Raw genomic sequence first — 22,781 nt, 5'->3', positions numbered from 1 at the left:
AGTCGTCACGAGTTCATTATGTACGATCAACTCGTGAGCGCAGACAAGCCCCTACGTGTCCTGGTCTACAGCGATGATCGAGACGTCCGTTCCGCGGTGCTTTCGGCTCTCGGGGCCCGTCCCCACCCCGATCTTCCGCCCTTCGAGTACGTCGAGGTCGCGACTGAGCCGGTGGTCTTCCAGCACCTCGACGCCGGCGGCATCGACCTCGTGATCCTCGACGGCGAGGCCGTGCCGGTCGGCGGCATGGGCATCGCCCGCCAGGTCAAGGACGAGATCTTCCAAGCTCCTCCCGTGCTCGTCATCACCGGACGTCCTCAGGACGCCTGGCTGGCCACGTGGTCGCGCGCCGAGGCCGCGGTCTCGCACCCCATCGAGCCGATCCGGCTCGCCGAGGCCGTCATCGCGCTCGCGCGCGGCGTGCTGCAGCCCGGCTGAGGCGGGGGTCATGCCACAGACGTGGCCCGATGTGCTGACCGCACTCGTGGCCGGTCACGACCTCGACGCGTCCACGACCGTGTGGGCCATGGACCAGATCCTGGCCGGCTCGGCGACCGATTCGCAGATCGCCGGGTTCGCCGTCGCGCTGCATGCCAAGGGACCGACGGCCGCCGAGCTGGGTGGTCTGGCCGATGCGATGCTGGCCCGCGCGACGCGCCTCGACATCCCCGGCCGGTTCGTCGACATCGTCGGCACGGGCGGAGACCGGTCGATGACGGTCAACATCTCGTCGATGTCGGCCGTGGTCGCCGCGGGTGCCGGCGTGGGCGTCGTCAAGCACGGCAACCGTGCGGCGTCCAGCTCGAGCGGCACGGCCGACGTGTTCGAGGTGCTGGGCATCCGCCTCGACGTGCCGGCGGCGCGCATCCCCGACGTCTTCGCGCGCAGCGGCATCACGTTCTGCTTCGCCCCCGTGTTCCATCCCTCGTTCCGGCACACCGCGGTGCCACGGCGCGAGCTCGGCATCGCGACGCCGTTCAACTTCCTCGGCCCGCTGACCAACCCCGCCCAGCCGGCGGCGTCGGCGATCGGCTGCGCCGACGTGCGGATGGCACCGTTGATGGCCGAGGTGCTGGCGTCGCGCGGACGTGACGCCTTCGTCTTCCGCGGCGACGACGGCCTCGACGAGATCACGATCACGACCACGACCCAGGTGTGGGAGGTGTCGGACGGCACCGTCGTCGCGAGCGTCCTCGACCCCACCGAGCTCGGCTTCGAGCTGGCCCCGCCCGAGAGCCTCGTGGGTGCCGATCCGGCGTTCAACGCCGACGTGTTCCGCCGCGTCGTCGGGGGAGAGGTCTCGCCGGTGCGCGACGCGGTGCTGCTCAATGCGGGAGCCGCGATCGCCGCCCATGCCGGTGGCGATGGCACGCTCGTGGAGCGTCTCGCCGCGGGGGTCGAGCGCGCCCGCACCTCGATCGATTCAGGCGCGGCGGCGACGTCGCTCGAGCGGTGGGCTGCTGCCACCCAGGAGCTCGCGGGCTGATCCTCGCGAGTCGCTCGCGTACGTGCGACGAGTCGCCGGGTCACGGCTCGCGAACCGCGGGATGACTCGCGACGCGTGCGTCAGTGGCTCGCGGGCGGTGCGGCAGCGACTCGCGAGGTGGGTCAGAGGCCGATGCTGAAGGCGTCCTCGAGGTCGTGCTGGCTGTAGGCCCGGTAGGCGATCTGGGTCTGCGTCGACACGACGCCGTCGACCTTGTTGAGCCGGTCGGCGACGACCGCGGCGACGTCGTCGATCTCGCGGACGCGCACCATCGCGACCAGGTCGAGCTCGCCCGTGACGGAGTAGACCTCGCTGACGCCGTCGATGTCGGCGATCTGCTCGGCGATGTCGGACAGCCGTGCGACCTCGGCCTGGATGAAGACGATGGCGGTGATCATGTCTCGAGCGTACCGATGCCGGCGGCGCCGGGGCGGGGCTCAGCCTGGTCGCTGGAGGTCGTTCCACGTGGCGGTGGCCTGCTCGAACGGGGTGAGGTGCCGCGCGGCGCTCTCGAGCGGCACGTGCCAGGAGCCGCGCACCATGCGCAGGCCCGGGGTGTCGAGCCAGCGCAGCAGCGTCTCGGTCTCCTCGGCCGTCGCGGACGGGATGGGGCCGAATCCTCCCTCGACGGTCTCGGCCGTGGCCAGTAGGGCGTCGACCCAGCCGGTGGGGTGCACGCCTCGCGGGAGCACCCCGGACGCTGCGAGCCGGCCGAAGCGGATGACGTGGATCTCGTAGCCGCCGGGGTGGGGAGCTGCCGCGACGAGCTCGTCGACGCTCGTGAGCTCGCGCAGCCGCTGCGTGCGCACGGCGGCACGCAGGAACGAGGTGAGCCGGTCGCGCCACACCGCGGCGTCCTCGAAGCGCTCGGACCGGGCGAGGTCGAGCATGTGCTGACGCACGGACGTCACGAGCGGCTCGGGGTCGCCGGTCATGGCTTGTCGGACGCGCTGCACCTCGGCGGCGTACTCGTCGGCATCGGCCGAGCCGTCGCACGGGGACAGGCAGTGACCCATCTCGGCCAGGGCGCAGGGGGACGACCGCGACTTCTTGGCCAGCCGCGGAGTGCACTGGCGGATGCGGAACGAGTCGTGCAGCGCGGTGAGGGCGGCATCGGCGGCAGCACGTCCGCGGAAGGGGCCGATGTAGTCGGCGTCGTCGTCGAGGATCGCGCGGACGATCGACAGCCGTGGCCAGGGCTCCCGCGTGAGCTTGAGCCACGTGAGCCGGTCGGGAAATTTCGACCGGCGGTTGTACGGCGGGCGGTGGTGGCCGATCAGACGGAGCTCGCGCACGTGGGCCTCGAGCGACGTGGCGCACACGATGCCCTCGATGCGCTGGGTCAGCATGACCATCTCGCCCATGCGCGTGCGCGTCTCGGCCTTGGTGAAGTAGGACCGGGTGCGGCTGCGCAGGTTGCGGGACGTGCCGACGTAGAGGATCGCGTCGTTGGCGTCGCGGAACAGGTAGACCCCGGGGGACTCGGGCAGGTGCTCGGCGAGGTGCCGCTTCTTGCGCTGCTCGGGCTTGACCTTGGCCGTGTACGTCGACACTTCCTCGAGCGTCGTGACCCCCAGGGGCCCCAGCCGCTCGAACAGCGCGTGCAGGACGTCGACCGTGGCCCGCGCGTCGGACAGGGCCCGGTGGTTGGGCGTCGTGGTGGCCGAGAACGCTGCGGCCAGCGTCGAGAGCTTGCAGTTGGGCACCTCCTCGCGGCTCAGGACGCGACGCGCCAGCACCGCCGTGTCGAGGGTCTCGAACCCGGGCCAGGGGATGTCGAGCTCACGGGCGAAGTGCTTGAGGAAGCCGATGTCGAACGGGGCGTTGTGGGCCACGAGCACGCTGCCGCGCGCGAACTCCAGGAAGCTCGGCAGCACCTCGGCGATGCGGGGGGCGTGGACGACCATCTGGTTCGTGATGCCCGTCAGCACCGTGATGTAGGCCGGGATCGCCTCGTCAGGGTTGACGAGGCTCTGGAACTCGCCGAGCACCTCGCCGCCGTGCACCTTGACCGCGCCGAACTCGGTGATCTTGGACCCCTTGGTCGCTGATCCGCCGGTCGTCTCGAGGTCGACGACGCAGAACGTGACATCGGCCAGATGACGGCCCAGCTCGTCGAACGTTCCCTGCACGGCTTCCACGTCCCACACGGTAGGCACCGCCACCGACAGAGCGGGACGTCGCGGGTGCTCCCGGCGTTCGCGGCGTTTCTGTCGGGGGCGGCTCCTAGCGTCATGGATGTCCCCGAACGACGGGGTCTTCCCCCGCACCAGGAGCACATGCATGAACAACACAGGCATGAACAGCACGGCTCACGGAGAGCACGACTCACATCCCGCCGACTCGGTGGTGGTCGACTGCGACCGCTGCCTGGTCCGTGGTCCGAGCGCCTGCGGCGACTGCGTCGTCACCTTCCTGCTCGGAGCGCCGCCGGCCGGCATCGAGATCGACGCCGACGAGATGGCTGCGCTGGGCGTCCTGTCCGAGGCGGGCCTCACGCCGCCGCTACGGCTGGTCACACCGGTCGCAGGCCCCGAGACCCAGGCCGTGTGACGGTTGCTGAACATCTCCTGACATCGGGTTGATGAGGTTGAACTGACCCGTGGCGAGGCCTAGAATGAGTTCTTGTGCGTCCGGTGAACGCCGTCCTCCCAGGACGGTGGCGGACGCACCGTCGAGTCGTCGCAGCCATGGGGAAGATGTCTGAGGCGAACCGGGGAACCACGCAAGTGGGGTGAATCGTGTCGCGCACGCCGTCATGGGCGCTCAGCACGTAGGGCAATCCGAGGCCCGAACCCGTCAGCTCACCCGGTAGACGTCGAGGATCCCAGGAGAACTACGTGCGCATGCCACGACGTCGCGGTCTCGCGATGATGGCGAGCCTCGCGCTCGCAGGCGGGCTGATGGCGCTGCCGTCGGCCGAAGCCGCCCCCAAGGTCACGGTCAAGGACGTCGAGGCCGCGTTCAGCCAGGTCGAGGCCGCCAACGAGCAGGTCAACGCGCTCGGCGAGCAGGTCAAGCAGACGCAGGCCGAGATCGACGACATCTCCTCCGACATCGCGAGCGGACTCGCGGTCTACACGGCGCAGAAGGACGAGCTGAGCGGCGCGATCGTCCAGCAGCAGCTTGACGCCCCGCTCGGGCCGACCGCCAACCTGCTGAGCAGCGACGACCCCGACCAGTTCCTGGCCGGGCTCGGTGCCGTCCGTGCCCTCAACAACACCCGCGCCGACGCGCTCGAGCAGTTCGGCCGCACGAGCAAGCAGCTCCAGAACCGTCGCGCCCAGCTCAAGGACCGCAAGCAGGCGCTCACCGAGGCCACCCGCGACGCCGATGCGCGTCGGGCGGAGATCCGCACCAAGTACGAGGCGGCGAAGGCCGAGCTCGCACGACTGACCGCCGAGCAGCAGGCCGCGTTCAACAAGAGCAACCTCGACATCGACTTCGAGCTCAAGGCCTCCGGCCGGGCCAAGGCCGCTCTCGACTTCGCGCTGGCGCAGATCGGCGACCCGTACGTGTACGGCGGCACGGGGCCCAACAGCTGGGACTGCTCCGGCCTGGTCATGAAGTCGTGGGCCGCGGCGGGCGTCTCCATCCCGCGCGTCGTCGGTCCGCAGATCGCGGCCGGCACGGCGGTCCCCATGGACCAGCTGCAGCCGGGCGACATCGTGGCCTACGGCGACATGTCGCACGACGGCCTCTACCTCGGCAACGGCCGCGTGGTCCACGCGCCGCGCCCCGGCAAGAGCGTCGAGATCACGGGTCTGGGCGGCTTCACCCGCGCGGCGCGGGTTGGCTGAGCGACGACTGCGGCTGTCGCCCAACCTGGCGGCAGCCCTCGTTCTGGCCGTGCTCGGGGCTGCCCTGCTGCTGTGGCAGCAGCCATGGCACACGGACGCTCCGGACGAGCGCGTCGTGCCGATCCCGGCCGACGCCTCGTCCCAGCTCACTGCGCAGCTGCGTGAGCTGTCGGAGGCGCAGTCGCGGGACGCCTTCGTCGCCGCCGCCGGCGATCTGCCGGCCGGACGAGACTTCGGTCGACGCACGTGGCAGGCGCTGCGGGCGGTGGCGCAGCCCGGAGCGTCGCTGCGCTACATCAGCGGCGGAGAGGTCGCCGACCGCGCCGACGGCTCGGCCACGATGACCGCCGAGGTGTCATGGCGTCCTGCCGACGCGTCGGGGCTCGACCCCGAGGTGACGCACCGGTCGACGGTCGCCCTGCGGGTGGCTCCCGAGCGCGCCGGCGGCTTCTCGATCGTCGACGCCGCTCCCGCCGACGGAGCCGTCCCGATCTGGCTGCTGGGTGCCGTGACGGTCGACAGCGCCGATGGACGATCGGTCATCAGCATCGACGGCGGCGACGACTCCGAGCCGGTCGACCAGCTGGCCACCACGGCACGGGCTGCCGTCGAGCGGACCGTCCCGGGCGTCGCGGGGCGGCTGACGATCATCTCGCCACGCACCCAGCAGCAGATGGCCGCGATCGTGGGCCAGGACCAGGCCGCGGTCGCCCAGATCGCTGCCGTCACGACGGGCGTCGACGGTGACTCCGCCGGCGTCGACCCCGTCGTGGTGCTCAACCCCGCGGTGTTCGCCACGATGGACCGGCGCGCCGCGCAGGTGGTGCTGAGCCACGAGGCCACCCACGCCCTGACCTCGGCCGTCGGCACGAGTGCGGTCAATTGGGTCGTCGAGGGCTTCGCCGACTACGTGGCCCTGCGGGACGACACCGCGCCGCTGTCGGTCAGCGCGGGACAGGCGCTGGCCCGCGTCCGCGCCGACGGTGCCCCCCGTGCGCTGCCCACCGACGCCGACTTCGGCTCCACGCAGCACGGCCTCGGTGCCGTGTACGAGTCGGCGTGGATGATCTTCCGGATGCTCGGCGAGCAGCACCCCGACACCGACGTCGTGGCGTTCTACCGTGCCGTCATCGACGGTGCCCCGGTCGAGCGCGCCCTCGAGGAGTCCTTCGGCCTCACGGTCGACGAGCTCACGGCCCAGTGGCGCGCCTACCTGACGAAGAGTGCCTCGACGGTGTCGTGAAAGTCGCGCAGGACGGCGTTGCGCTTGACCTTGAACGACGGGGTCAGGTAGCCGTTCTCCTCGGTCCAGTCCTCGGACAGGATCTCGAACTTGCGGATCGACTCGGCCTGCGAGACCTGCGAGTTGGCGTCGTCGACTGCCTTCTGCACCTCGATCTTGAGCTCGGGGTCGTCGAGGCGTCCCGTCCACGCCTCGTCGTCGATTGTGACGAGCGCGGCCACGAACGGCTTGCCGTCGCCGACCACGAGGCACTGGCTGACCAGCGGGTGGGCGCGCACGCGGTCCTCGAGCACCGCCGGGGCCACGTTCTTGCCGCCGGCGGTGACGATGATCTCCTTCTTGCGGCCCGTGATGCGGACGAACCCGTCGTCGTCGACCTCGCCGAGGTCGCCCGTCGCGAACCAGCCGTCGGGGTCGACCGCCTCGGCGGTGGCCTCGTCGTTGTGCCAGTAGCCATCGAACACCTGCGGGCCCCGGAAGCTCAGCTCGCCGTCATCGCCGACCCGCACCTCGGTGCCGGGCAGCGGACGACCGACCGAGCCGATGCGCTGGTCGTCCGGCGTGTTGACGCACAGGGCCGCCGTCGTCTCGGTGAGCCCGTAGCCCTCGAGCACCGTCACCCCGATACCGCGGTAGAAGTGCGCGAGCCGGTCGCCGAGCGGCGCGCCACCGGAGATCGCCCACTCGGCCTCGCCGCCGAGGGCGTCACGCAGCTTGCCGTAGACGAGCCGGTCGAACAGGGCGTGACGGGCGCGCAGTGCGATGCCCGGCTTGCCGTCGTCGAGGGCGCGGCTGTAGCCGATCGCGGTCTGCACCGCGCGGTCGAAGATCTTGCCCTTGCCGTCGGCGTACGCCTTGCCGCTGGCGGAGTTGAAGACCTTCTCGAACACGCGCGGCACGGCCAGCACGAACGACGGGTGGAAGGTGCCGAGGTGCGTCACGAGGTCCTTGACGTCGGCGGTGTGGCCGAGCTTGGCACCCGAACGGATGGCACCGACCTGGATGATGCGGGCGAAGACGTGGGCCAGGGGCAGGAACAGCAGCGTCGACGCGTCGTCCTTGGCGAACAGGTCGCTGAGCTGCTCGGTGGCGGCGTCCAGCTCGTAGCGGAAGTTGCCGTGCGTGAGGCGGCAGCCCTTGGGACGCCCCGTGGTGCCCGACGTGTAGATCAGCGTCGCGAGGCTCTCGCTGGTGAGGGTGGAGCGACGCTGCTCGACGGCGTCCTCCGAGACGTCGGAGCCCGCAGCCCTCAGGTCGTCCAGCCCGCCCGCGTCGATCGTCCACACGTGCCGCAGCTCGGGTGCCTCGTCTCGCGCCTGCTCGACCTTGGTGAGGTGGCCGTCGTTCTCGACGATCGCCGCGACCGTGCCGGAGTCGGACAGGATCCACGCGATCTGCGCTGCCGACGACGTCTCGTAGATCGGGACCGTCACGGCACCGGTCCACCAGATCGCGTAGTCGGCGACGGTCCATTCGTAGCGGGTCTTCGACAGCAGCGCCACGCGGTCGCCGGCGGCGACGCCCGACCCGAGCAGGCCCTTGGCGACGGCGATGACGTCGCGGTGGAACTCGGCCAGCGTCACGTCGACCCAGGAGGAGCCGTCGTCGCCGGCGCGGGCGAGCGCGACGTCGTCGGCGTGCTCGGGAAGACGGTCCAGGATGTCGTCGCTGAGGTTGCCCACGCTGGGCGTCAGGTGCTCGGTCACCTACGGAACGCTACTCGCTGTCGGGAGGGGCGAGCCGACGGGCTGCGGGGGCGGGAGAGCCACTAGCATGGAGTCTCACACTGGGTGCGGCACGAGGAGGGGTGATGGCGCGGACCACCAGCGACATCGTCATCGAGGCATCGGCTGACGAGATCATGGACGTCATCGCCGACTTCGCGTCCTATCCCTCGTGGGCCACGGGCATGAAGACCGCCGACGTCGTCGCGACCGGCGACCACGGACGCGCCGAGCAGGTGCACTTCGTGCTCGATGCGACGCCCATCCGCGACGAGTACGACCTCGGCTACGTCTGGGACGGCGACCGCTCCGTGTCGTGGAGCCTGGTCGAGCCGGGTTCGATGCTCAAGTCGATGGACGGCGCCTACACGCTCGACCCGGCAGGCGACGGCACGACCCGCGTCACCTACCAGCTGGCGGTCGACGTCTCGATCCCGCTGCTCGGCATGCTCAAGCGCAAGGCCGAGAAGGTCATCATCGACACCGCTCTCAAGGGGTTGAAGAAACAGGTCGAGGCCCGGTGAGCGGGCCGGACTCGGCCGCCCCGGACGTCGACACCCCCTCGACGCCCCACGAGTCGGAGCCCGTCGGCTCCGTCGCTCAGGAGGCGTTCAAGCTGCTGCGCGCCGTGACGGCCCAGGGTGTCGGAGCGTCGACCGGCGACGACCGCCCCTCGCACGACCAGGCAGCGCAGGACCACGCAGCCCACGACCACGTGTGCTCGACGACGTGGTGCCCCGTGTGCCAGGTCGTCGGATTCGTGCGCGACAACCCCGACGCCATCGCGTCGGTGAAGCGGTCGGCCACCGACCTGGCGCGCTCGCTGCGCGACCTCGTCGACACGGCCCTCGCCCCGGAGGAGAAGAAGTGACCCTGGCCATCGGCGTCGACATCGGCGGCACCAAGATCGCGGCGGGCCTCGTCTCGGAGGCGGGGGAGATCCTCGATTCCGTGGCCGAGCCCACGCCGTCCGACGCGACCAAGATCCCGGCCGTCGTCGCCGACCTGGTCGACCGGCTCACGGGCGAGGAGAAGGCGGCCGGCATCGGCATCGGTGCCGCCGGCTTCGTCGGCGAGGACCGTTCCACGGTGCGTTTCGCGCCCAACATCGACTGGCGCGAGGAGCCGCTCGGCCAGCAGGTCGCGGCCCTGGTCGACCTGACCGTCGTCGTCGAGAACGACGCCAACGCGGCGGCGTGGGGCGAGTTTCGCTTCGGCGCTGGCGAGGACACCGACGACCTGCTGCTCATCACGGTCGGCACCGGCATCGGCGGCGGGATCGTGCACCGCGGCCGGCTGTTCCGCGGGGGCTTCGGCGTCGCGGCCGAGATCGGCCACATGCGCATCGTCCCCGACGGCATCCTGTGCGGATGCGGTCAGCGCGGTTGCTACGAGCAGTACGGCAGCGGCAGCGCCCTCGTGCGCGACGCCCGCGAGCGCGTCACCAACCGCGACCCCGGCTCCGAGGCGATCGCGGCTCTCGCGGACGGCGACCTCAGTCGCATCACGGGGCCGGGCGTCACCCAGCTGGCCCAGGACGGCGACCCCATGTCGATCGACCTGCTGGGCGATCTCGGCCGGTGGATCGGGGAGGGCGCGGCCGTGCTGGCCACGATCCTCGACCCCAGCGTCATCGCGATCGGTGGAGGAGTGGCCGCCGCGCGCGACCTGCTGCTGCCGCACGTCATCGAGGCGTTCGAGACGCACCTGCCGGCCCGCGCGCACCGGCCCCAGGCAGCACTGCGCATCGCCGCCCTCGGCAACGAGGCCGGCATCATCGGTGCCGCCGATCTCGCGCGCACCGAACCGACGACCTCGAGGGGCGTGGCCTGATGGCCGACAAGCTGGCCGTGGGCATCGACATCGGCGGCACCAAGATCGCTGCCGGCGTCGTCGACGAGGACGGGCACGTGCTGGCGCGCCTCAAGCGCGAGACGCCCACCACCGAGCCCCTCGAGGTCATCGACGCGATCGCCTCGATCACCGAGGAGTTCCGTCGCGAGCACCACATCCGCGCGATCGGTGTCGGCGCGGCCGGCTTCGTCGACGCGACGCAGTCGACGGTGCTGTTCGCCCCACACCTGGCGTGGCGACACGAGCCCTTGCGTGACTCCGTCGCCCGCCGCACCGGACTGCCCGTGCTGGTCGACAACGACGCGAACGCCGCCGGCTGGGCCGAGTGGCGCTTCGGTGCGGCGCAGAACGAGGCCGATCTGGTGCTCATCACCCTCGGCACCGGCATCGGCGGCGCCATCGTGATCGACGGCCAGCCCTACCGCGGCCAGTTCGGCATCGCCGGCGAGTTCGGCCACATGCAGGTCGTGCCCAACGGCAACAAGTGCGAGTGCGGCAACCATGGCTGCTGGGAGCAGTACGCCAGCGGACGCGTGCTGACCCGGCGCGCACGGGCGGCCGCCACCGACGGCACGGAGTTCGGCAAGCAGCTGCTGGCCGACGCCGGCGGCACGGTCGACCGCATCGAGGGTCACCTCGTCACGGCACACGCCAAGGCGGGTCATGCCGAGGCGACGGAGTGGATCGCCGACGTCGGCGACTGGCTCGGGGTCGGCATCGCCAACCTCGCGGCGGCGCTCGATCCCGGCATGTTCGTGATCGGCGGCGGCGTCAGCGACGCCGACCGCCTGCTGATCGACCCGGCGCGTGCGGCGTTCTCCCGCACCCTGACCGGGCGGGGCTACCGCGCCGAGGCCCGTATCGTGCGGGCGCACCTCGGACCCGAGGCAGGCCTGATCGGTGCCGCCGACATGGCTCGCATCACAGCACGGCGCCGTCGTCCGGCCAGTCCGGGCGCGCGGGCCCGTGTTCGGGCAGCTGCAAGAACAGGTAGATCGCCGAAGCCACGAAGGTGAGCACGGCACCGGCCACGATCGGCCGGTCGAGGAACACGTGCGCAAGCGTCGCGAGCACGAGCACCATCGGCGCGCCGACCACACCGGCCCAGGCCAGGATGATGCCGCGTCGGCGAGGCACGAGCGGCGACGAGTCGACGCGACGGTAGAACGGCTCGTCCTGCTCCGCGTCGGCGTCGCGGCGCACCTCGGCGGGTCGCTCGGGAACCGGGTCGAGGGGGTCGTCCGGGAACGACAGGTCGAGGTCGAGCCCCTCGACGATGCGGTCGAAGTCGTCGCGCTCGGTCATGCCGGCTCGCTCACGTGCTCGGCGATGAAGGCGTCGGTGCGCTCGAAGATCAGCTCGGCGTCGTGGTCGAGTGTCGCGACGTGGAAGCTGTCGGCGAGGGGCACCAGCTCGGCCACGGCAGAGGAGACCCCGTCGAGGATGATCGACTGCGACGACGCGTCGACGACGTGGTCGTCGTCCGAGCGGAACATCAGCAGCGGCTGGGTGACGCTCGGGAGGTGCGCTCGCACGTCCTTCCACATCACGAGCTGAGACGCCAGCGCCTTCAGGGGGGTGCGGTCGTAGCCGACCTCGTCCTGGCCGGGCATCTTGATGTCGTTGCCGATGCCGGGCATCGACGGCACGATCCACTGCAGCGCGGGCACGAGCTTGATGTCGAGTCGTCGGACGTTGACCGCCGGGTTGACCAGCACGATCGCGTCGACGTCGTCCGGACGCTGCTCGGCCAGGCGCAGCGCGAGGCACCCACCCATCGACAGGCCCGCGACGACCACCCGGTCGCACCGAGAACGCAGGTCGGTGAGGACTGCGTCGAGCTCGCCGTACCAGTCGTCCCAGCGGGTGCGGTTCATGTGCTGCCACGTCGTGCCGTGTCCCGGCAGCAGCGGGACGCGCACGGTGTGGCCACGGCCGGCCAGGTGCCGGGCCCATGGCGTCATCGACGCGGGGGAGCCCGTGAAGCCGTGGCTGAGCAGCACACCGGTGCGTCCGCCCTCGGCGGCGAAGGGCTCTGCTCCGGGCTTCGGCTGCGACGTCATGCGTCCATCATCCATCATCTGCGGCGACCTCGGAATGTGCCGCGCGTCTGGTCGTGCGCGGCACCACCGGCACGGAGTAGTCTCCTGTGCGTGTTCTATTGGTTCCTGAAGTTCCTCGCGCTGGGTCCGTTGCTCAAGCTGATCTTCAGGCCATGGGCAGAAGGCACCGAGAACGTGCCCAAGGAGGGCCCGGTCATCCTGGCCAGCAACCACCTGTCGTACAGCGACTGGCTGTTCATGCCGCTCGTCATCCCGCGCCGCGTGACGTTCGTGGCCAAGGCCGAGTACTTCGAGGGCGTCGGCATCAAGGGCTGGCTGCAGAAGACATTCTTCTCCGGTGCCGGCCAGGTGCCGATCGACCGCACGAGCGGCTCGGCCGCCGCCGGTGCGATCAAGACCCAGCTGCGGCTGCTCGCCGACGGCGAGGTGTGCGGCATCTACCCCGAGGGCACGCGGTCACATGACGGCAAGCTCTACCGCGGACGCACGGGCGTCGCGCGGCTCGCGCTCGAGGCCGGCGTGCCCGTCATCCCGCTGGCCGTCATCGGCACCAACGTCGTCGCCCCTCCGGGCAAGATCTTCGGCACGTTCGCGCGCCCCGGCGTCCGCTTCGGCAAGCCGCTCGACTTCAGCCGCTACGAGGGCATGCAGGACGACCGCTACATCCTGCGTGCCATCACCGACGAGATCATGTACGAGATCATGCGGCTGTCCGACCAGGAGTACGTCGACCTGTACGCGCAGGAGGCCAAGAAGCGCGACCAGGCGCGCGAGAAGGAGGCCGCCAAGGCCGCCGCCGCCGCCGAGTCCGACGAGGTCTGGGACGAGATCAAGCCGGTCTGACCGAGCTCGCGCCGAACGGCGCGTTAGTGTCGTAGGTCACACGACACTCAGGAGGCTCGATGCGCGTCGGCATGCTGACCGGGGGAGGTGACTGCCCCGGTCTGAACGCCGTGATCCGGGCCGCTGTCCGCAAGGGCGTCCAGCAGTACCGGCACGAGTTCATCGGCTTCCGCGACGGCTGGCGGGGGCCGCTCGAGGACGACACCATGACGCTCGGCGTCGACGAGGTGCGAGGCATACTGCCCCGCGGCGGCACGATCCTGGGGTCGTCGCGCACCAACCCGTTCGCGATCGACGACGGTGTGCAGCGCATCAAGGACAATCTCGACAGGAACGGCTGCGACGCCCTCATCGCGATCGGCGGTGAGGACACCCTCGGCGTCGCGACGAAGCTCGCCGATCTCGGCGTCGCGGTCGTGGGCGTGCCGAAGACGATCGACAACGATCTGTCGGGCACCGACTTCACCTTCGGCTTCGACACGGCCGTCAACATCGCGACGGAGGCGATCGACCGGCTGCACACGACAGCCGAGTCGCACCACCGCGTGCTCGTCGTGGAGGTCATGGGGCGTCACGCCGGCTGGATTGCGCTGCACAGCGGCCTGGCCGGCGGGGCCAACATCATCCTGATCCCCGAGCGCCCCTTCGACATCGAGCAGGTCTGCGCCCAGGTCGAGAGCCGGTTCGCGACCCACTACGCACCGATCATCGTCGTCTCGGAGGGTGCCGTGCCGGCCGAGGGCGGCGACATGTCGCTCGTGAGCGGGCAGAAGGACGCCTTCGGGCACGTCCGGCTCGGTGGCATCGGCGACCGGCTCGCGTCCGAGATCGAGCACCGCACCGGCAAGGAGGCACGCGCCGTGGTGCTGGGTCATGTGCAGCGCGGAGGGTCGCCCACGGCGTTCGACCGGTGGCTGGCCACCCGGTTCGGCCTGCACGCCATCACGGCGGTCCACGAGGGCGACTTCGGCACGATGATGTCGCTGCGCGGCACGGAGATCGCGCGCGTCCCACTGGCCGACGGCACCGAGAAGCTCAAGACTGTCCGCGCCGACCTCTACGAGGAGGCCGAGGTGTTCTTCGGCTAAGCCGCGCGCGGCTCCTTCGTCGCCGCTCCAGCGGCTCGTGCCTCGCCGCTGCCGGGCTTCGCCCGGGCGCGTGCCTCGCGCCCCCTACTCGCTTCGCTCGTGGGGGGACCCCCAGCAGGGCTCGCTCGGCCTGTGGTGACGACGTGGTGTCGGTAGCGTGACTTGCATGACTTCCTCCCGGCCTGTTGAGAACGTGTGGGACTACCCGCGGCCGCCGTCGATCGAGCCCAGTGACGAGCACCTCGTCGTCGTGGTCGGTGGCGTGACGATCGCCGACACCACGACGTCGTACCGGATCTGCGAGACCAGCCACCCGCCGACGTACTACCTTCCCGTCTCCGCGTTCGCCGAGGGCGTCCTCCGCCCGATCGACGGCTCGACGTGGTGCGAGTGGAAGGGTGCCGCGTCGTACTTCGACGTCGTGACGCCCGAGCGCACGATCCCCGCCGGGGCCTGGACGTACGAGGCACCCAGCGGTGGCTACCGCGACCTCGAGGGGCACGTCGCGATCTATCCCGGCAAGGTCGACTCCTGCTGGATCGACGACGAGCAGGTGCAGGCACAGGAGGGCGACTTCTACGGCGGCTGGATCACGTCACGGGTCACCGGCCCGTTCAAGGGAGCGCCGGGCACCCTCGGCTGGTGAGCGCGGCGGCTCCGCCGGGGACCGAAGATGAGGGTTTCGGGTAGCTCCGGCAGCCACAAACGCTCATCGTCAGTCCCCAGCGGGACCGAGGATGAGGGTTTCGTGTCGCTTCGGCAGCCACAAACGCTCATCGTCGGTCCACGCCATATGGCGGGGACGGGGCGGGTGCCGGCTCGGCGTAGAATTCTCGGGTGAGCATTCCGAGTCTTGACGAACTTCGTGCGATCGGCGCTGCCCAGCAGCCCACGTACGTCGACCAGTCCGCCCGCGACGCCGCGGTGCAGACCCTGCGCAAGATGCCGCCACTGGTCTTTGCGGGGGAGTGCGACGCGCTGCGCGACCGTCTGGCCGACGTGGCCCGCGGCGAGGCGTTCCTGCTGCAGGGCGGCGACTGCGCCGAGACCTTCGAGGGCGTCACCGCCGAGAACGTCCGCAACAAGCTGCGAGTGCTGCTGTCGATGGCCGTCGTGCTGACCTACGCGGCCAGCGTCCCCGTCGTCAAGGTCGGCCGACTGGCCGGTCAGTACGCCAAGCCGCGCTCCAGCGACACCGAGACCCGCGACGGCGTGACGCTGCCGGCCTACCGCGGTGACGCGGTCAACGGCTTCGACTTCACCCCCGAATCGCGCGCGCACGACCCGCAGAGGCTCGTCGACGTCTACAACGCCTCGGCCGCGACGCTCAACCTGGCGCGCGCCTTCACGACCGGTGGTTACGCCGATCTGCGCCAGATGCACGCGTGGAACACCGACTTCGTCAAGACCAGCCCCGTCGGTCAGCGCTACGAGCGCATCGGTGCCGAGATCGACCGCGCCCTGGCGTTCATGGACGCGATCGGCGTCGATCCCGACGAGTTCCACACCGTCGACTTCTTCTCGTCGCACGAGGCGCTCATCATGGAGTACGAGCACGCGCTGACGCGCATCGACTCGCGCACCGAGCAGCCGTACGACGTGTCGAGCCACTTCGTGTGGATCGGTGAGCGCACCCGTCAGCTGGACGGTGCCCACGTCGAGCTGCTGAGCCGCATCGCCAACCCGATCGGCGTCAAGCTCGGGCCCACCACGACGGCCGACGACGCGATCGCCCTCTACGAGAAGCTCAACCCCGACCGCATCCCGGGCAAGGTCAGCTTCATCACCCGGTTCGGTGCCGGCAAGATCCGCGATGGGCTGCCCAACCTGGTCGAGAAGGTCACCGCTGCGGGCATCGAGGTCGCCTGGATCTGCGATCCCATGCACGGCAACACCTTCGAGACGTCCAACGGCTACAAGACGCGTGAGTTCGACGACGTCATCGACGAGGTGCGCGGCTTCTTCGAGGTGCACCGCGCGCTCGGCACGTGGCCCGGCGGCGTCCACGTCGAGCTCACGGGCGACGACGTCACGGAGTGCGTCGGCGGCGGCGCGAAGCTGTCGGCCGAGGACCTCACGCACCGCTACGAGACGCTGTGCGACCCCCGCCTCAACCGGGCCCAGTCGCTCGAGCTGGCGTTCCTCGTCGCCGAGATGCTCGCGGGCCGCGACTGACGCATGGACCTGACGTATCCCGAGGTGGGTGCGACGGGGCGCGACGAGCTGCCTGCCGGCTACCACCACCTCCACGAGCGGCAGGTGCTCGGGGCCGTCGACCTCGAGGCGGCGGCCACGGTGCTGATGACGTGGCAGATGCACCGCCGCGCCGGGGTCAAGCCGCTCGGTGACGTCCCTCGGGCCACGCCAGGGCAGGACGTCACGTTCAGGTTCGCGGGTCGGACGATCCCGTGCCGCGTCGTGTCGGTCGTCGACGAGGCTGACCGCCAGGGCTTCACGTACGGCACGCTGCCGGGCCATCCCGAGTGCGGCGAGGAACGGTTCGAGCTGCAGCGTGACCCCGCGACGGGTGTCGTGACCGCCACGATCACGGCCTTCTCCCGTCCGGGCACGCCGATCGCGCGACTGCTCGGGCCCCTGGGCGTCGTGGTGCAGACCTGGATGGCGCGCCGCTACCTCGCGGCGCTGGCACGCTGACGAGCTGGGGCTCCGACTACTCCGGCTGCACCCGCAGCGTCAGCAGGGTCGTGGCCAGTGAGTCGTACTGACCGCACAGCAGCAGCAGCTCGATGAGCCGGGGCTCGTCGAGATGGGCGGCCAGCTCGGCCCAGGCGGCGTCGTCGATGCCCTTGGTCTCGACGACCTGGGTCGTCGCCTGCAGCAGCGCCAGCTCACGGGACGTCCACCCCGACCACGTGAGGTCGTCGAGGTGGTCGATCTGCTGCTGCGTGACGCCCGCTCGACGTCCGATGCGCACGTGGTGCCGGCGCTCGTACTCGCAGTCGCGCAGCGTCGCGATGCGCAGGATCACGAGCTCGGACTCGCGACGCGGCAGCAGGCCGCCGGGCATCAGCCGGCCGCTGAAGTGCAGCCAGCCCCTGAAGAGCCGTCGCTGACGCCCCAGCGTGGTGAAGACATGGGGACGCTCGCCGCCGATGACGCGGCCGGCGATGGTGCAGAACGCGTAGTTGACGACGCCGAGCTCGCGGAGTCCGCCGGGGGCGATACGGGGCTGGTCCATGCCGTCAGCGTACGCGGAGTCGTACGCCTGTCTCAGAGCGGCGAGATCGTGATCGTGGCACCGCGCTTGGCGGTGTCACCGGCTCCCGGAACCTGCCGCTGGATGACGTAGTTGCCGGCACCCGGGAACGAGAACGCCCGCACCTTGAAGCCCGCGGCCTCGAGCGTCGCGCGACCGTCGGACTTCTTCATGCCGACGACCGACGGGATCGGGATGGCTTCGGGACCCTTCGACACGGTCAGCGAGATCTGGTCGTTCTTGAATGCCTGGCCGCCGGCCGGCGACTGCGAGATGACCGCGCCCTGCGGCACGGTGTCGCTGAAGTCCTCGCCGCTGTCGACCGTGAAGCCGGCCTCTTCGAGGGCCTTGCGCGCGGCATCGAGCGGATCGCCCTCGACGTTGGGGATGTCGATCGGGCGGCGGCCGCGGCTGACCCGGACGTTGACGGTGTCGCCCCGCTTGAGCTGATCGGCGGAGGTGACGCCGTCGGCGCGGATGACCAGGCCCTCGGCGATCGACTCGCTGTAGGTGGGCTTCTGCTCGCCCAGCTTGAGGTCTTGCGCCTCGAGAGCCGCTGTGGCGTCCTCGATCGTCATGCCCTTGAGATCGCCCTCGGGGATCGAGACCCGGTCGGGACCCTTGGAGACGACGGCGTCGATCGTGCTGCCGGGCAGGATCTTCTCGCCGGGTGCCGGATCGGTGCTGATGATCGTGCCGGCGAGCACCGTCTCGGAGAAGGATCGCTTGCTGACCTTGAAGTCGAAGCCCGCCTGCTCGGCGTTCTCCTTGGCGACGGTCTCGGCGTTGTTGACCAGGAACGGCGTCTCGTCGTAGCGCAGGTCGGTGACGTACCACGTCAGCAGCCCGGCGAGCAGGGCCACGACGACCGCGGCGACGAGCAGGTTGCGTCCGCGACGCGAGTGCTTCTTGCTGGCGACCTGGCCGTACTCCTCGCGCGACATCGGCGGGTGGAGGCCGGCCGGCTTGGCCGCGCCCTCGATCGGCGCGGGGGGCGGCGGGGGAGTCGGGCCGCCGGCACTCCACTGCATCGTGTGCTCGGGCCCGGCGACGGTCGCCGTGGTGACGGCCGAGGCCGACGCCGGCGATGCGACCGGGGTGCCGAGGGCAGCGCGCGGGACGGCGACGGTCGGGGCCTGCGCGTCGACGTCGACACGTCCGCCGGGGAGGAGGTCGGCCACGAGCTCGGGATCGTCCTCGAGGCCGGCGGCCAGGGCCCGCTGGACCGACCGCACCTGCTGCAGCAGCACCCGTGCGTCGGTCGAGCGCTGGTCGCGGTCGCGCACCGTGGCCCGCGCGACGAGTGCGTCGACGTAGGGCGGGATGCCGCGCTGCACGGCGGACGGCTTGCCGATGTCCTCGTGGACGTGCTTGTAGGCCACCTGGATCGGCGACTCGCCGGAGTGCGGCTTGAAGCCCGTCAGCATCTCGTAGAGCATCGCGCCGCACGCGTAGACGTCGGAGCGGGCGTCGACCCCGTCGTTGGTGACGATTTCGGGTGCCAGGTACGAGACGGTGCCGATCAGGGTGCCGCCGGTCGCGGTGGTCGCGGCGCTGACGGCCCGCGCAAGGCCGAAGTCGGCGACCTTGACGTCGCCGTCGGGGGTGATCAGGACGTTCTCGGGCTTGACGTCCCGGTGGATGATGCGCGCGGCGTGGGCCGCGGACAGGGCGATGAGCACCTGCTCGAGCAGCTCGAGCGCGCGGTAGGGGGGCATGGGTGCCTCGGCGCGCATCAGGTCGCGGAGCGTGTTGCCGGGCACGTACTCCATCACGAGGTACGTGACCTCGCCGTCGGTGCCCTGGTCGAACACCGACACGACGTTGCGGTGGTTGAGCTTGGCCGCCGACTTGGCCTCGCGCACGAAGCGCTGCGTGAACTGCTGGTCGTCGCCGAGTCCGCGGTGCATGACCTTGATCGCGACCTCGCGGTCGAGCCGCTGGTCGGTCGCCTTGAAGACGCTCGCCATGCCGCCACGGGCAATGCGTTCGCCCATGAGGTAGCGCTCGTTGAGCACCGTGCCGACGAGAGCGTCGTCGCCTGTGATTGCCACGTCAGCCCTTCCTCGTCGCGCAGTGGACCCCGGCAGGCCCTGGACGCATTCTAATGACTCTGCCACACAGGTCCGTGACCAGCATCGATGCGTGTTGCGCGGCCGCTGTGATCTCGCCCGCACCGGCGGACGGCGCTCAGCGGCTCCGGCGGGTCGCGATCAGGGCCAGGGGGCCGAGCACCTCCGGTGCCGTGCCGCCGATGCGGTCGATCGCCGCGTCGGCCTCGGCCTCGAGACGCGCGATGTCGGCCTCGACGGCGTCCCACGCCCCCGAGGTGCGGATGAGATCGGTGAGCGCCGCGACGGCGTCGGCGGTGCCGAGCCCCTCGGCCAGGAGGGCACGGCCGGCATCGTCGGTGAGCTCGTGGGTGCGGGCGACGAGCACGGTGCGCTTGCCCTCGCGGAGGTCGTCGCCCGCGGGCTTGCCCGTGACGGCCGGGTCGCCGAAGACGCCGAGCACGTCGTCGCGCAGCTGGAAGGCCTCGCCGAGGGGGAGGGCCACGTCGCTCAGGGACGCGATGAGGCCGTCGCCCGCCCCGGCCAGTGCCGCGCCCATGTGGAGGGGACGTTCGACGGTGTACTTGGCCGACTTGAAGCGCACGACCCGCATCGCCTCGGCGACCGAGAGCGTCGCGCGGGTCTGGCCGACGACGTCGAGGAACTGTCCGGCCACGACCTCGGTCTTGCACAGGTCGAGGAAGGCCAAGGCCGCTGGCACGGTGGGCAGCGCGCTGGCACGGAACATCTCGTCGCACCACGACAGCATCAGGTCGCCCAGCAGGACTGCGACCGACTCGCCGAACCCGGCGGAGTCACCCTCACGACGTCCGTCACGGTGCCGTGCCTCGAACTCGCGGTGGACGCTCGGCCTGCCGCGACGCGTGTCGGAACCGTCCATGAGGTCGTCGTGCACCAGAGCGCTGCCCTGCAGCCACTCCAGTGCCGCCGCGGCTGGGACGATCGCCGGGTCGTCGGCACGGCCGCCGGCGACGAGCCAGCCGGCGAAGCAGAACTGCGGGCGCAGGCGCTTGCCGCCCGCGACGAACGAGACGGCCGCGTCGGCGAGCTCGTCGAGATCGGGTCCCATCGCGGCGAACAGCCCGCGCTGCCGCTCCACGAACTCGACCAGGGTGTGATCGATCCGGGCTCTGAAGTCGGGGTCAACCGCGCCTGAGGTCACGTCCTGAACGGTACCGTTGCGGCATGGCTTTCGATGACCACTCCCTCGTGGCTGCCCTCCGGGCGCCCGCACCGAGCTATTCCTTCGAGTTCTTCCCGCCCAAGGACGACGACGGCGAGGACCTGCTGTGGCAGACCATCGCCGACCTCGAGCCGCTCGACCCGACGTTCGTGTCGGTGACGTACGGGGCCGGGGGAACCAGCCAGGAGCGCACCGTGCGCATCACGGCGCGCATCGCTGAGCAGACGGCGATGCGTCCTGTCGGGCACCTGACCCTCGTGGCGCAGACCAGGGGCGAGATCGAGTCGGTCCTCAAGCAGTACGCCGCCGCCGGCGTCGACAACGTCCTCGCGCTGCGGGGCGATCCCAAGGGCGGACCGCGGGCCCCGTGGGAGCCGCACCCCGACGGCATGACGTACGCCGTCGACCTCGTCGAGCTGGCCAGGCAGCTGGGCGGCTTCGAGATCGGCGTCGCGGCATTCCCCGAGGGACACCCCGATGCGGCGAGCCTCGACCACGACGCCGAGGTGCTCGTGGCCAAGGCGCGTGCGGGCGCTGACTACGCCATCACGCAGCTGTTCTTCCGCGCCTCCGACTACTTCGGGCTGGTCGAGCGCGTGCGGGCACTCGGCAGCGACATCCCGATCGTCCCGGGCATCATGCCGATCCTCAACTTCGCGCAGGTCGCCCGCATGGCCGAGCTGTCGGGGGCCGAGATGCCGGCCGAGGTGCTGGCTCAGATCGAGCCCATCGCCGACGACAAGGCCGCGGTCCGGGTCAAGGGCATCGAGCTCGCGACTCAGCTGTGCCGCGATCTGCTCGCAGGGGGCGCGCCGGGCCTGCACTTCATCACGCTCAACCGGTCGAAGGCGACGCGCGAGATCTTCGAGCAGCTGCGGGCCGACGGCCTGGTCTGACGCAGCGGCGACCGACGTCAGCGCGACGCCGCGCCGACGTCGGCGGCGATCGCCGAGGTCGCCATGCCGATGCCCTCGAGCGTGCCGCCCGGGTGCGCGTGTGCCCCGGCGAGGTAGAGCCCGCCCCTGGGGGCGACTCCGGGCAGGTCGAACGCCGTGGTCCAGGTGCTCCACGTCCAGCCGAAGTGGCCTCGCGTGACGAGCTCGCCCGGTGTCATTGTCGACCGCGTCTCGACGTGGGCCCGCAGGTCGAGACCGAGTCGGGCCAGTGCCACGAGCGGGTCCTCGCCGCTGTGGTGCTCGATCGTCCAGCGTGAGTCGCCCGCGGTGTAGAGGCGCACGGGCGGGTTGCCGTGCACCAGGGTGTCGTCGGCGATGTCGGGCGCGCCCGGGCCGAGCGTCACGAACGTGCGTGACGCCGGGATGACCGGGAGCATCCGGGGGCGTGGCAGCGAGGCCGGCAGCGTGGGCGCGCACCACACCACGACATCGGCCGGCAGGGTGCGGCGATTGGTCACCACGCCGGTGACCTGGGGGCCCGAGCGGGTGACGTCGTGGGCGGCCTCGCCCAGCTCGACGGTCACGCGTCGCTCGACGAGCCGCTGCTCGAGCGCCGCGGCGAGGCCCGGCAGGCCGCCCTCGAACCGCCACCGTCCGAACGACCGTTCGAGGTAGTGGCTGACCGCCAGGAAGGCCGGCGTCGACCGTCGGTCGTGACCGGCCAGCCGCACGGGGTCGAGGACGACCTTGGCGAGGCGCTCGTCGGCGAACTCGCGGTCGATCGACCCGATCGTGCGGCGGGGCCGCAGCATCTTGCGCACCGAGCGGTCGACGTCCTTGCGTCCCGCGAACACCTCGTCGAGCGCCATGAGGCGGACGACGTTCCACGGCTCGGCGAACCGGTCGACCCATGGCGACCACTCGTCCTCGCCGAAGACGTCCGTGATCGCCTCGTGCTGGTCGCCCCGGTTGCCGAGTGGCAGGTCGAGGCTCGACCCGTCCGTGAAGAGATGACGACGGCCGACGGTCTTCTCGAACCCGATCGCCTTGTCGATCGGACGGCCGGACTTGCGGAAGAGATCGCGGAACACACCCGGCAACGTCACGGTGTCGAGCTCGAGGGGCCAACTGCTGCCGTCAACGACATGTCCGTGGAGGCGTCCGCCGAGCCGATCACCGGACTCGACGACGGTCACCCGGTGCCGGAGCTTGGCCAGGCGCGCGGCTGCCGAGAGTCCGGCGAAGCCGCCACCGACCACCACGACGTTCGCCATGCGCGCAGACTACGGGGTCGGACGGCGCGGCCATCAGG

The 22,781-nt window shown here is 70.8% G+C and carries 23 protein-coding genes, 1 pseudogene and 1 riboswitch; of the genes and pseudogenes, 15 read left to right on the top strand and 9 right to left on the bottom strand.

The features are described from left to right. Positions 1-33: 33 nt before the first annotated feature. Entirely contained in the window at positions 34-438 is a 405-nt protein-coding gene (locus tag JOF40_RS17515; protein ID WP_129182240.1) for an Rv3143 family two-component system response regulator, read from the top strand. 10 nt (positions 439-448) lie between these two features. Beyond that, positions 449-1,486, top strand: a complete 1,038-nt coding sequence (trpD, locus tag JOF40_RS17510) for an anthranilate phosphoribosyltransferase (RefSeq protein ID WP_129182238.1) — start codon at positions 449-451, stop codon at positions 1,484-1,486. A 122-nt stretch (positions 1,487-1,608) separates the two neighbouring features. On the opposite strand, the gene JOF40_RS17505 is transcribed toward trpD, so the two are convergent. Both JOF40_RS17505 and JOF40_RS17500 read right to left on the bottom strand, forming a co-directional pair. Then, complete coding sequence (locus tag JOF40_RS17505; protein ID WP_129182237.1) at positions 1,609-1,884, bottom strand: Lrp/AsnC family transcriptional regulator; 276 nt, start codon at positions 1,882-1,884, stop codon at positions 1,609-1,611. A 39-nt stretch (positions 1,885-1,923) separates the two neighbouring features. Then, positions 1,924-3,627: a DEDD exonuclease domain-containing protein gene (locus JOF40_RS17500; protein ID WP_246152834.1), complete on the bottom strand. Its 1,704-nt coding sequence runs from the start codon at positions 3,625-3,627 to the stop codon at positions 1,924-1,926. Between the two features lie 142 nt (positions 3,628-3,769). Between JOF40_RS17500 and JOF40_RS17495 the strand changes: the two genes are divergently transcribed. The 3 genes from JOF40_RS17495 (at position 3,770) to JOF40_RS17485 (ending at position 6,529) form a co-directional block, all read left to right on the top strand. Continuing rightward, on the top strand, positions 3,770-4,039 hold the full coding sequence (locus JOF40_RS17495) for a hypothetical protein (protein ID WP_245343156.1): 270 nt from the start codon (positions 3,770-3,772) through the stop codon (positions 4,037-4,039). 119 nt (positions 4,040-4,158) lie between these two features. After that, positions 4,159-4,311: riboswitch (cyclic di-AMP (ydaO/yuaA leader) on the top strand. A gap of 21 nt (positions 4,312-4,332) precedes the next feature. Next, complete coding sequence (locus JOF40_RS17490; RefSeq protein WP_129183354.1) at positions 4,333-5,286, top strand: C40 family peptidase; 954 nt, start codon at positions 4,333-4,335, stop codon at positions 5,284-5,286. Then, on the top strand, positions 5,279-6,529 hold the full coding sequence (locus tag JOF40_RS17485) for a hypothetical protein (protein ID WP_129182235.1): 1,251 nt from the start codon (positions 5,279-5,281) through the stop codon (positions 6,527-6,529). Before JOF40_RS17490 ends, JOF40_RS17485 begins: the two co-directional genes overlap by 8 nt. Here JOF40_RS17485 and JOF40_RS17480 read toward each other — a convergent pair. After that, on the bottom strand, positions 6,496-8,235 hold the full coding sequence (locus JOF40_RS17480; RefSeq protein WP_129182233.1) for an AMP-dependent synthetase/ligase: 1,740 nt from the start codon (positions 8,233-8,235) through the stop codon (positions 6,496-6,498). The genes JOF40_RS17485 and JOF40_RS17480 overlap by 34 nt on opposite strands. Positions 8,236-8,339: 104 nt before the next feature. Between JOF40_RS17480 and JOF40_RS17475 the strand changes: the two genes are divergently transcribed. Genes JOF40_RS17475 through JOF40_RS17460 form a run of 4 tightly spaced genes read left to right on the top strand, consistent with a single transcriptional unit; the run spans position 8,340 to position 11,123 of the window. Then, on the top strand, positions 8,340-8,777 hold the full coding sequence (locus JOF40_RS17475) for an SRPBCC family protein (RefSeq protein WP_209674686.1): 438 nt from the start codon (positions 8,340-8,342) through the stop codon (positions 8,775-8,777). Beyond that, complete coding sequence (locus JOF40_RS17470) at positions 8,774-9,124, top strand: hypothetical protein (RefSeq protein WP_129182229.1); 351 nt, start codon at positions 8,774-8,776, stop codon at positions 9,122-9,124. The genes JOF40_RS17475 and JOF40_RS17470 overlap by 4 nt, the downstream gene beginning before the upstream one ends. Beyond that, a complete protein-coding gene (locus JOF40_RS17465; RefSeq protein WP_129182227.1) occupies positions 9,121-10,086 on the top strand; it encodes an ROK family glucokinase in 966 nt (321 codons plus the stop codon). Before JOF40_RS17470 ends, JOF40_RS17465 begins: the two co-directional genes overlap by 4 nt. Then, complete coding sequence (locus JOF40_RS17460) at positions 10,086-11,123, top strand: ROK family glucokinase (protein WP_129182225.1); 1,038 nt, start codon at positions 10,086-10,088, stop codon at positions 11,121-11,123. The genes JOF40_RS17465 and JOF40_RS17460 overlap by 1 nt, the downstream gene beginning before the upstream one ends. Here JOF40_RS17460 and JOF40_RS17455 read toward each other — a convergent pair. Next, a complete protein-coding gene (locus JOF40_RS17455) occupies positions 11,029-11,412 on the bottom strand; it encodes a hypothetical protein (RefSeq protein WP_129182223.1) in 384 nt (127 codons plus the stop codon). The genes JOF40_RS17460 and JOF40_RS17455 overlap by 95 nt on opposite strands. Next, a complete protein-coding gene (locus tag JOF40_RS17450) occupies positions 11,409-12,170 on the bottom strand; it encodes an alpha/beta hydrolase (protein WP_129182221.1) in 762 nt (253 codons plus the stop codon). Before JOF40_RS17450 ends, JOF40_RS17455 begins: the two co-directional genes overlap by 4 nt. 90 nt (positions 12,171-12,260) lie before the next feature. On the opposite strand from JOF40_RS17450, the gene JOF40_RS17445 reads away from it, so the two are divergent. From JOF40_RS17445 to JOF40_RS17425, 5 genes and pseudogenes are all read left to right on the top strand, one after another. Continuing rightward, positions 12,261-13,013, top strand: coding sequence for a lysophospholipid acyltransferase family protein (locus JOF40_RS17445; protein ID WP_129182219.1), 753 nt, complete (start codon positions 12,261-12,263; stop codon positions 13,011-13,013). Between the two features lie 59 nt (positions 13,014-13,072). Then, on the top strand, positions 13,073-14,101 hold the full coding sequence (locus JOF40_RS17440) for a 6-phosphofructokinase (protein WP_129182217.1): 1,029 nt from the start codon (positions 13,073-13,075) through the stop codon (positions 14,099-14,101). Between the two features lie 166 nt (positions 14,102-14,267). Continuing rightward, positions 14,268-14,747 carry a DUF427 domain-containing protein gene (locus JOF40_RS17435; protein WP_129182215.1) on the top strand — a complete coding sequence of 160 codons (480 nt, stop codon included), beginning with the start codon at positions 14,268-14,270 and terminating at the stop codon, positions 14,745-14,747. A gap of 191 nt (positions 14,748-14,938) precedes the next feature. Beyond that, the gene (locus JOF40_RS17430) at positions 14,939-16,276 is read left to right on the top strand and encodes a class II 3-deoxy-7-phosphoheptulonate synthase (RefSeq protein WP_129182213.1); all 1,338 of its coding nucleotides are present in this window, start codon (positions 14,939-14,941) and stop codon (positions 16,274-16,276) included. A gap of 3 nt (positions 16,277-16,279) precedes the next feature. Further along, positions 16,280-16,684, top strand: a pseudogene (locus JOF40_RS17425) (DUF1990 domain-containing protein); the annotation flags it as partial. A gap of 88 nt (positions 16,685-16,772) precedes the next feature. Here JOF40_RS17425 and JOF40_RS17420 read toward each other — a convergent pair. The 3 genes from JOF40_RS17420 to JOF40_RS17410 all read right to left on the bottom strand — a co-directional run bounded on the left by JOF40_RS17420 (position 16,773) and on the right by JOF40_RS17410 (position 20,552). Further along, positions 16,773-17,300 carry a carboxymuconolactone decarboxylase family protein gene (locus tag JOF40_RS17420; RefSeq protein ID WP_129182209.1) on the bottom strand — a complete coding sequence of 176 codons (528 nt, stop codon included), beginning with the start codon at positions 17,298-17,300 and terminating at the stop codon, positions 16,773-16,775. Between the two features lie 32 nt (positions 17,301-17,332). After that, entirely contained in the window at positions 17,333-19,372 is a 2,040-nt protein-coding gene (gene pknB, locus JOF40_RS17415) for a Stk1 family PASTA domain-containing Ser/Thr kinase (protein WP_246152835.1), read from the bottom strand. A 136-nt stretch (positions 19,373-19,508) separates the two neighbouring features. After that, on the bottom strand, positions 19,509-20,552 hold the full coding sequence (locus tag JOF40_RS17410) for a polyprenyl synthetase family protein (RefSeq protein WP_246152836.1): 1,044 nt from the start codon (positions 20,550-20,552) through the stop codon (positions 19,509-19,511). 23 nt (positions 20,553-20,575) lie between these two features. Between JOF40_RS17410 and metF the strand changes: the two genes are divergently transcribed. Next, entirely contained in the window at positions 20,576-21,469 is an 894-nt protein-coding gene (gene metF / locus JOF40_RS17405) for a methylenetetrahydrofolate reductase [NAD(P)H] (protein ID WP_129182207.1), read from the top strand. 17 nt (positions 21,470-21,486) lie between these two features. Here the strand turns inward: metF and JOF40_RS17400 are convergent, their stop codons facing one another. After that, the gene (locus JOF40_RS17400; RefSeq protein ID WP_129182205.1) at positions 21,487-22,743 is read right to left on the bottom strand and encodes a phytoene desaturase family protein; all 1,257 of its coding nucleotides are present in this window, start codon (positions 22,741-22,743) and stop codon (positions 21,487-21,489) included. Between the last annotated feature and the right edge of the window lie 38 nt (positions 22,744-22,781).

This window comes from Aeromicrobium fastidiosum, assembly GCF_017876595.1.
In the GTDB taxonomy this organism is placed as follows: domain Bacteria; phylum Actinomycetota; class Actinomycetes; order Propionibacteriales; family Nocardioidaceae; genus Aeromicrobium; species Aeromicrobium fastidiosum.
Note: the sequence above shows the minus strand (reverse complement) of the source record. Positions and strands in the feature narration are given on the sequence as shown.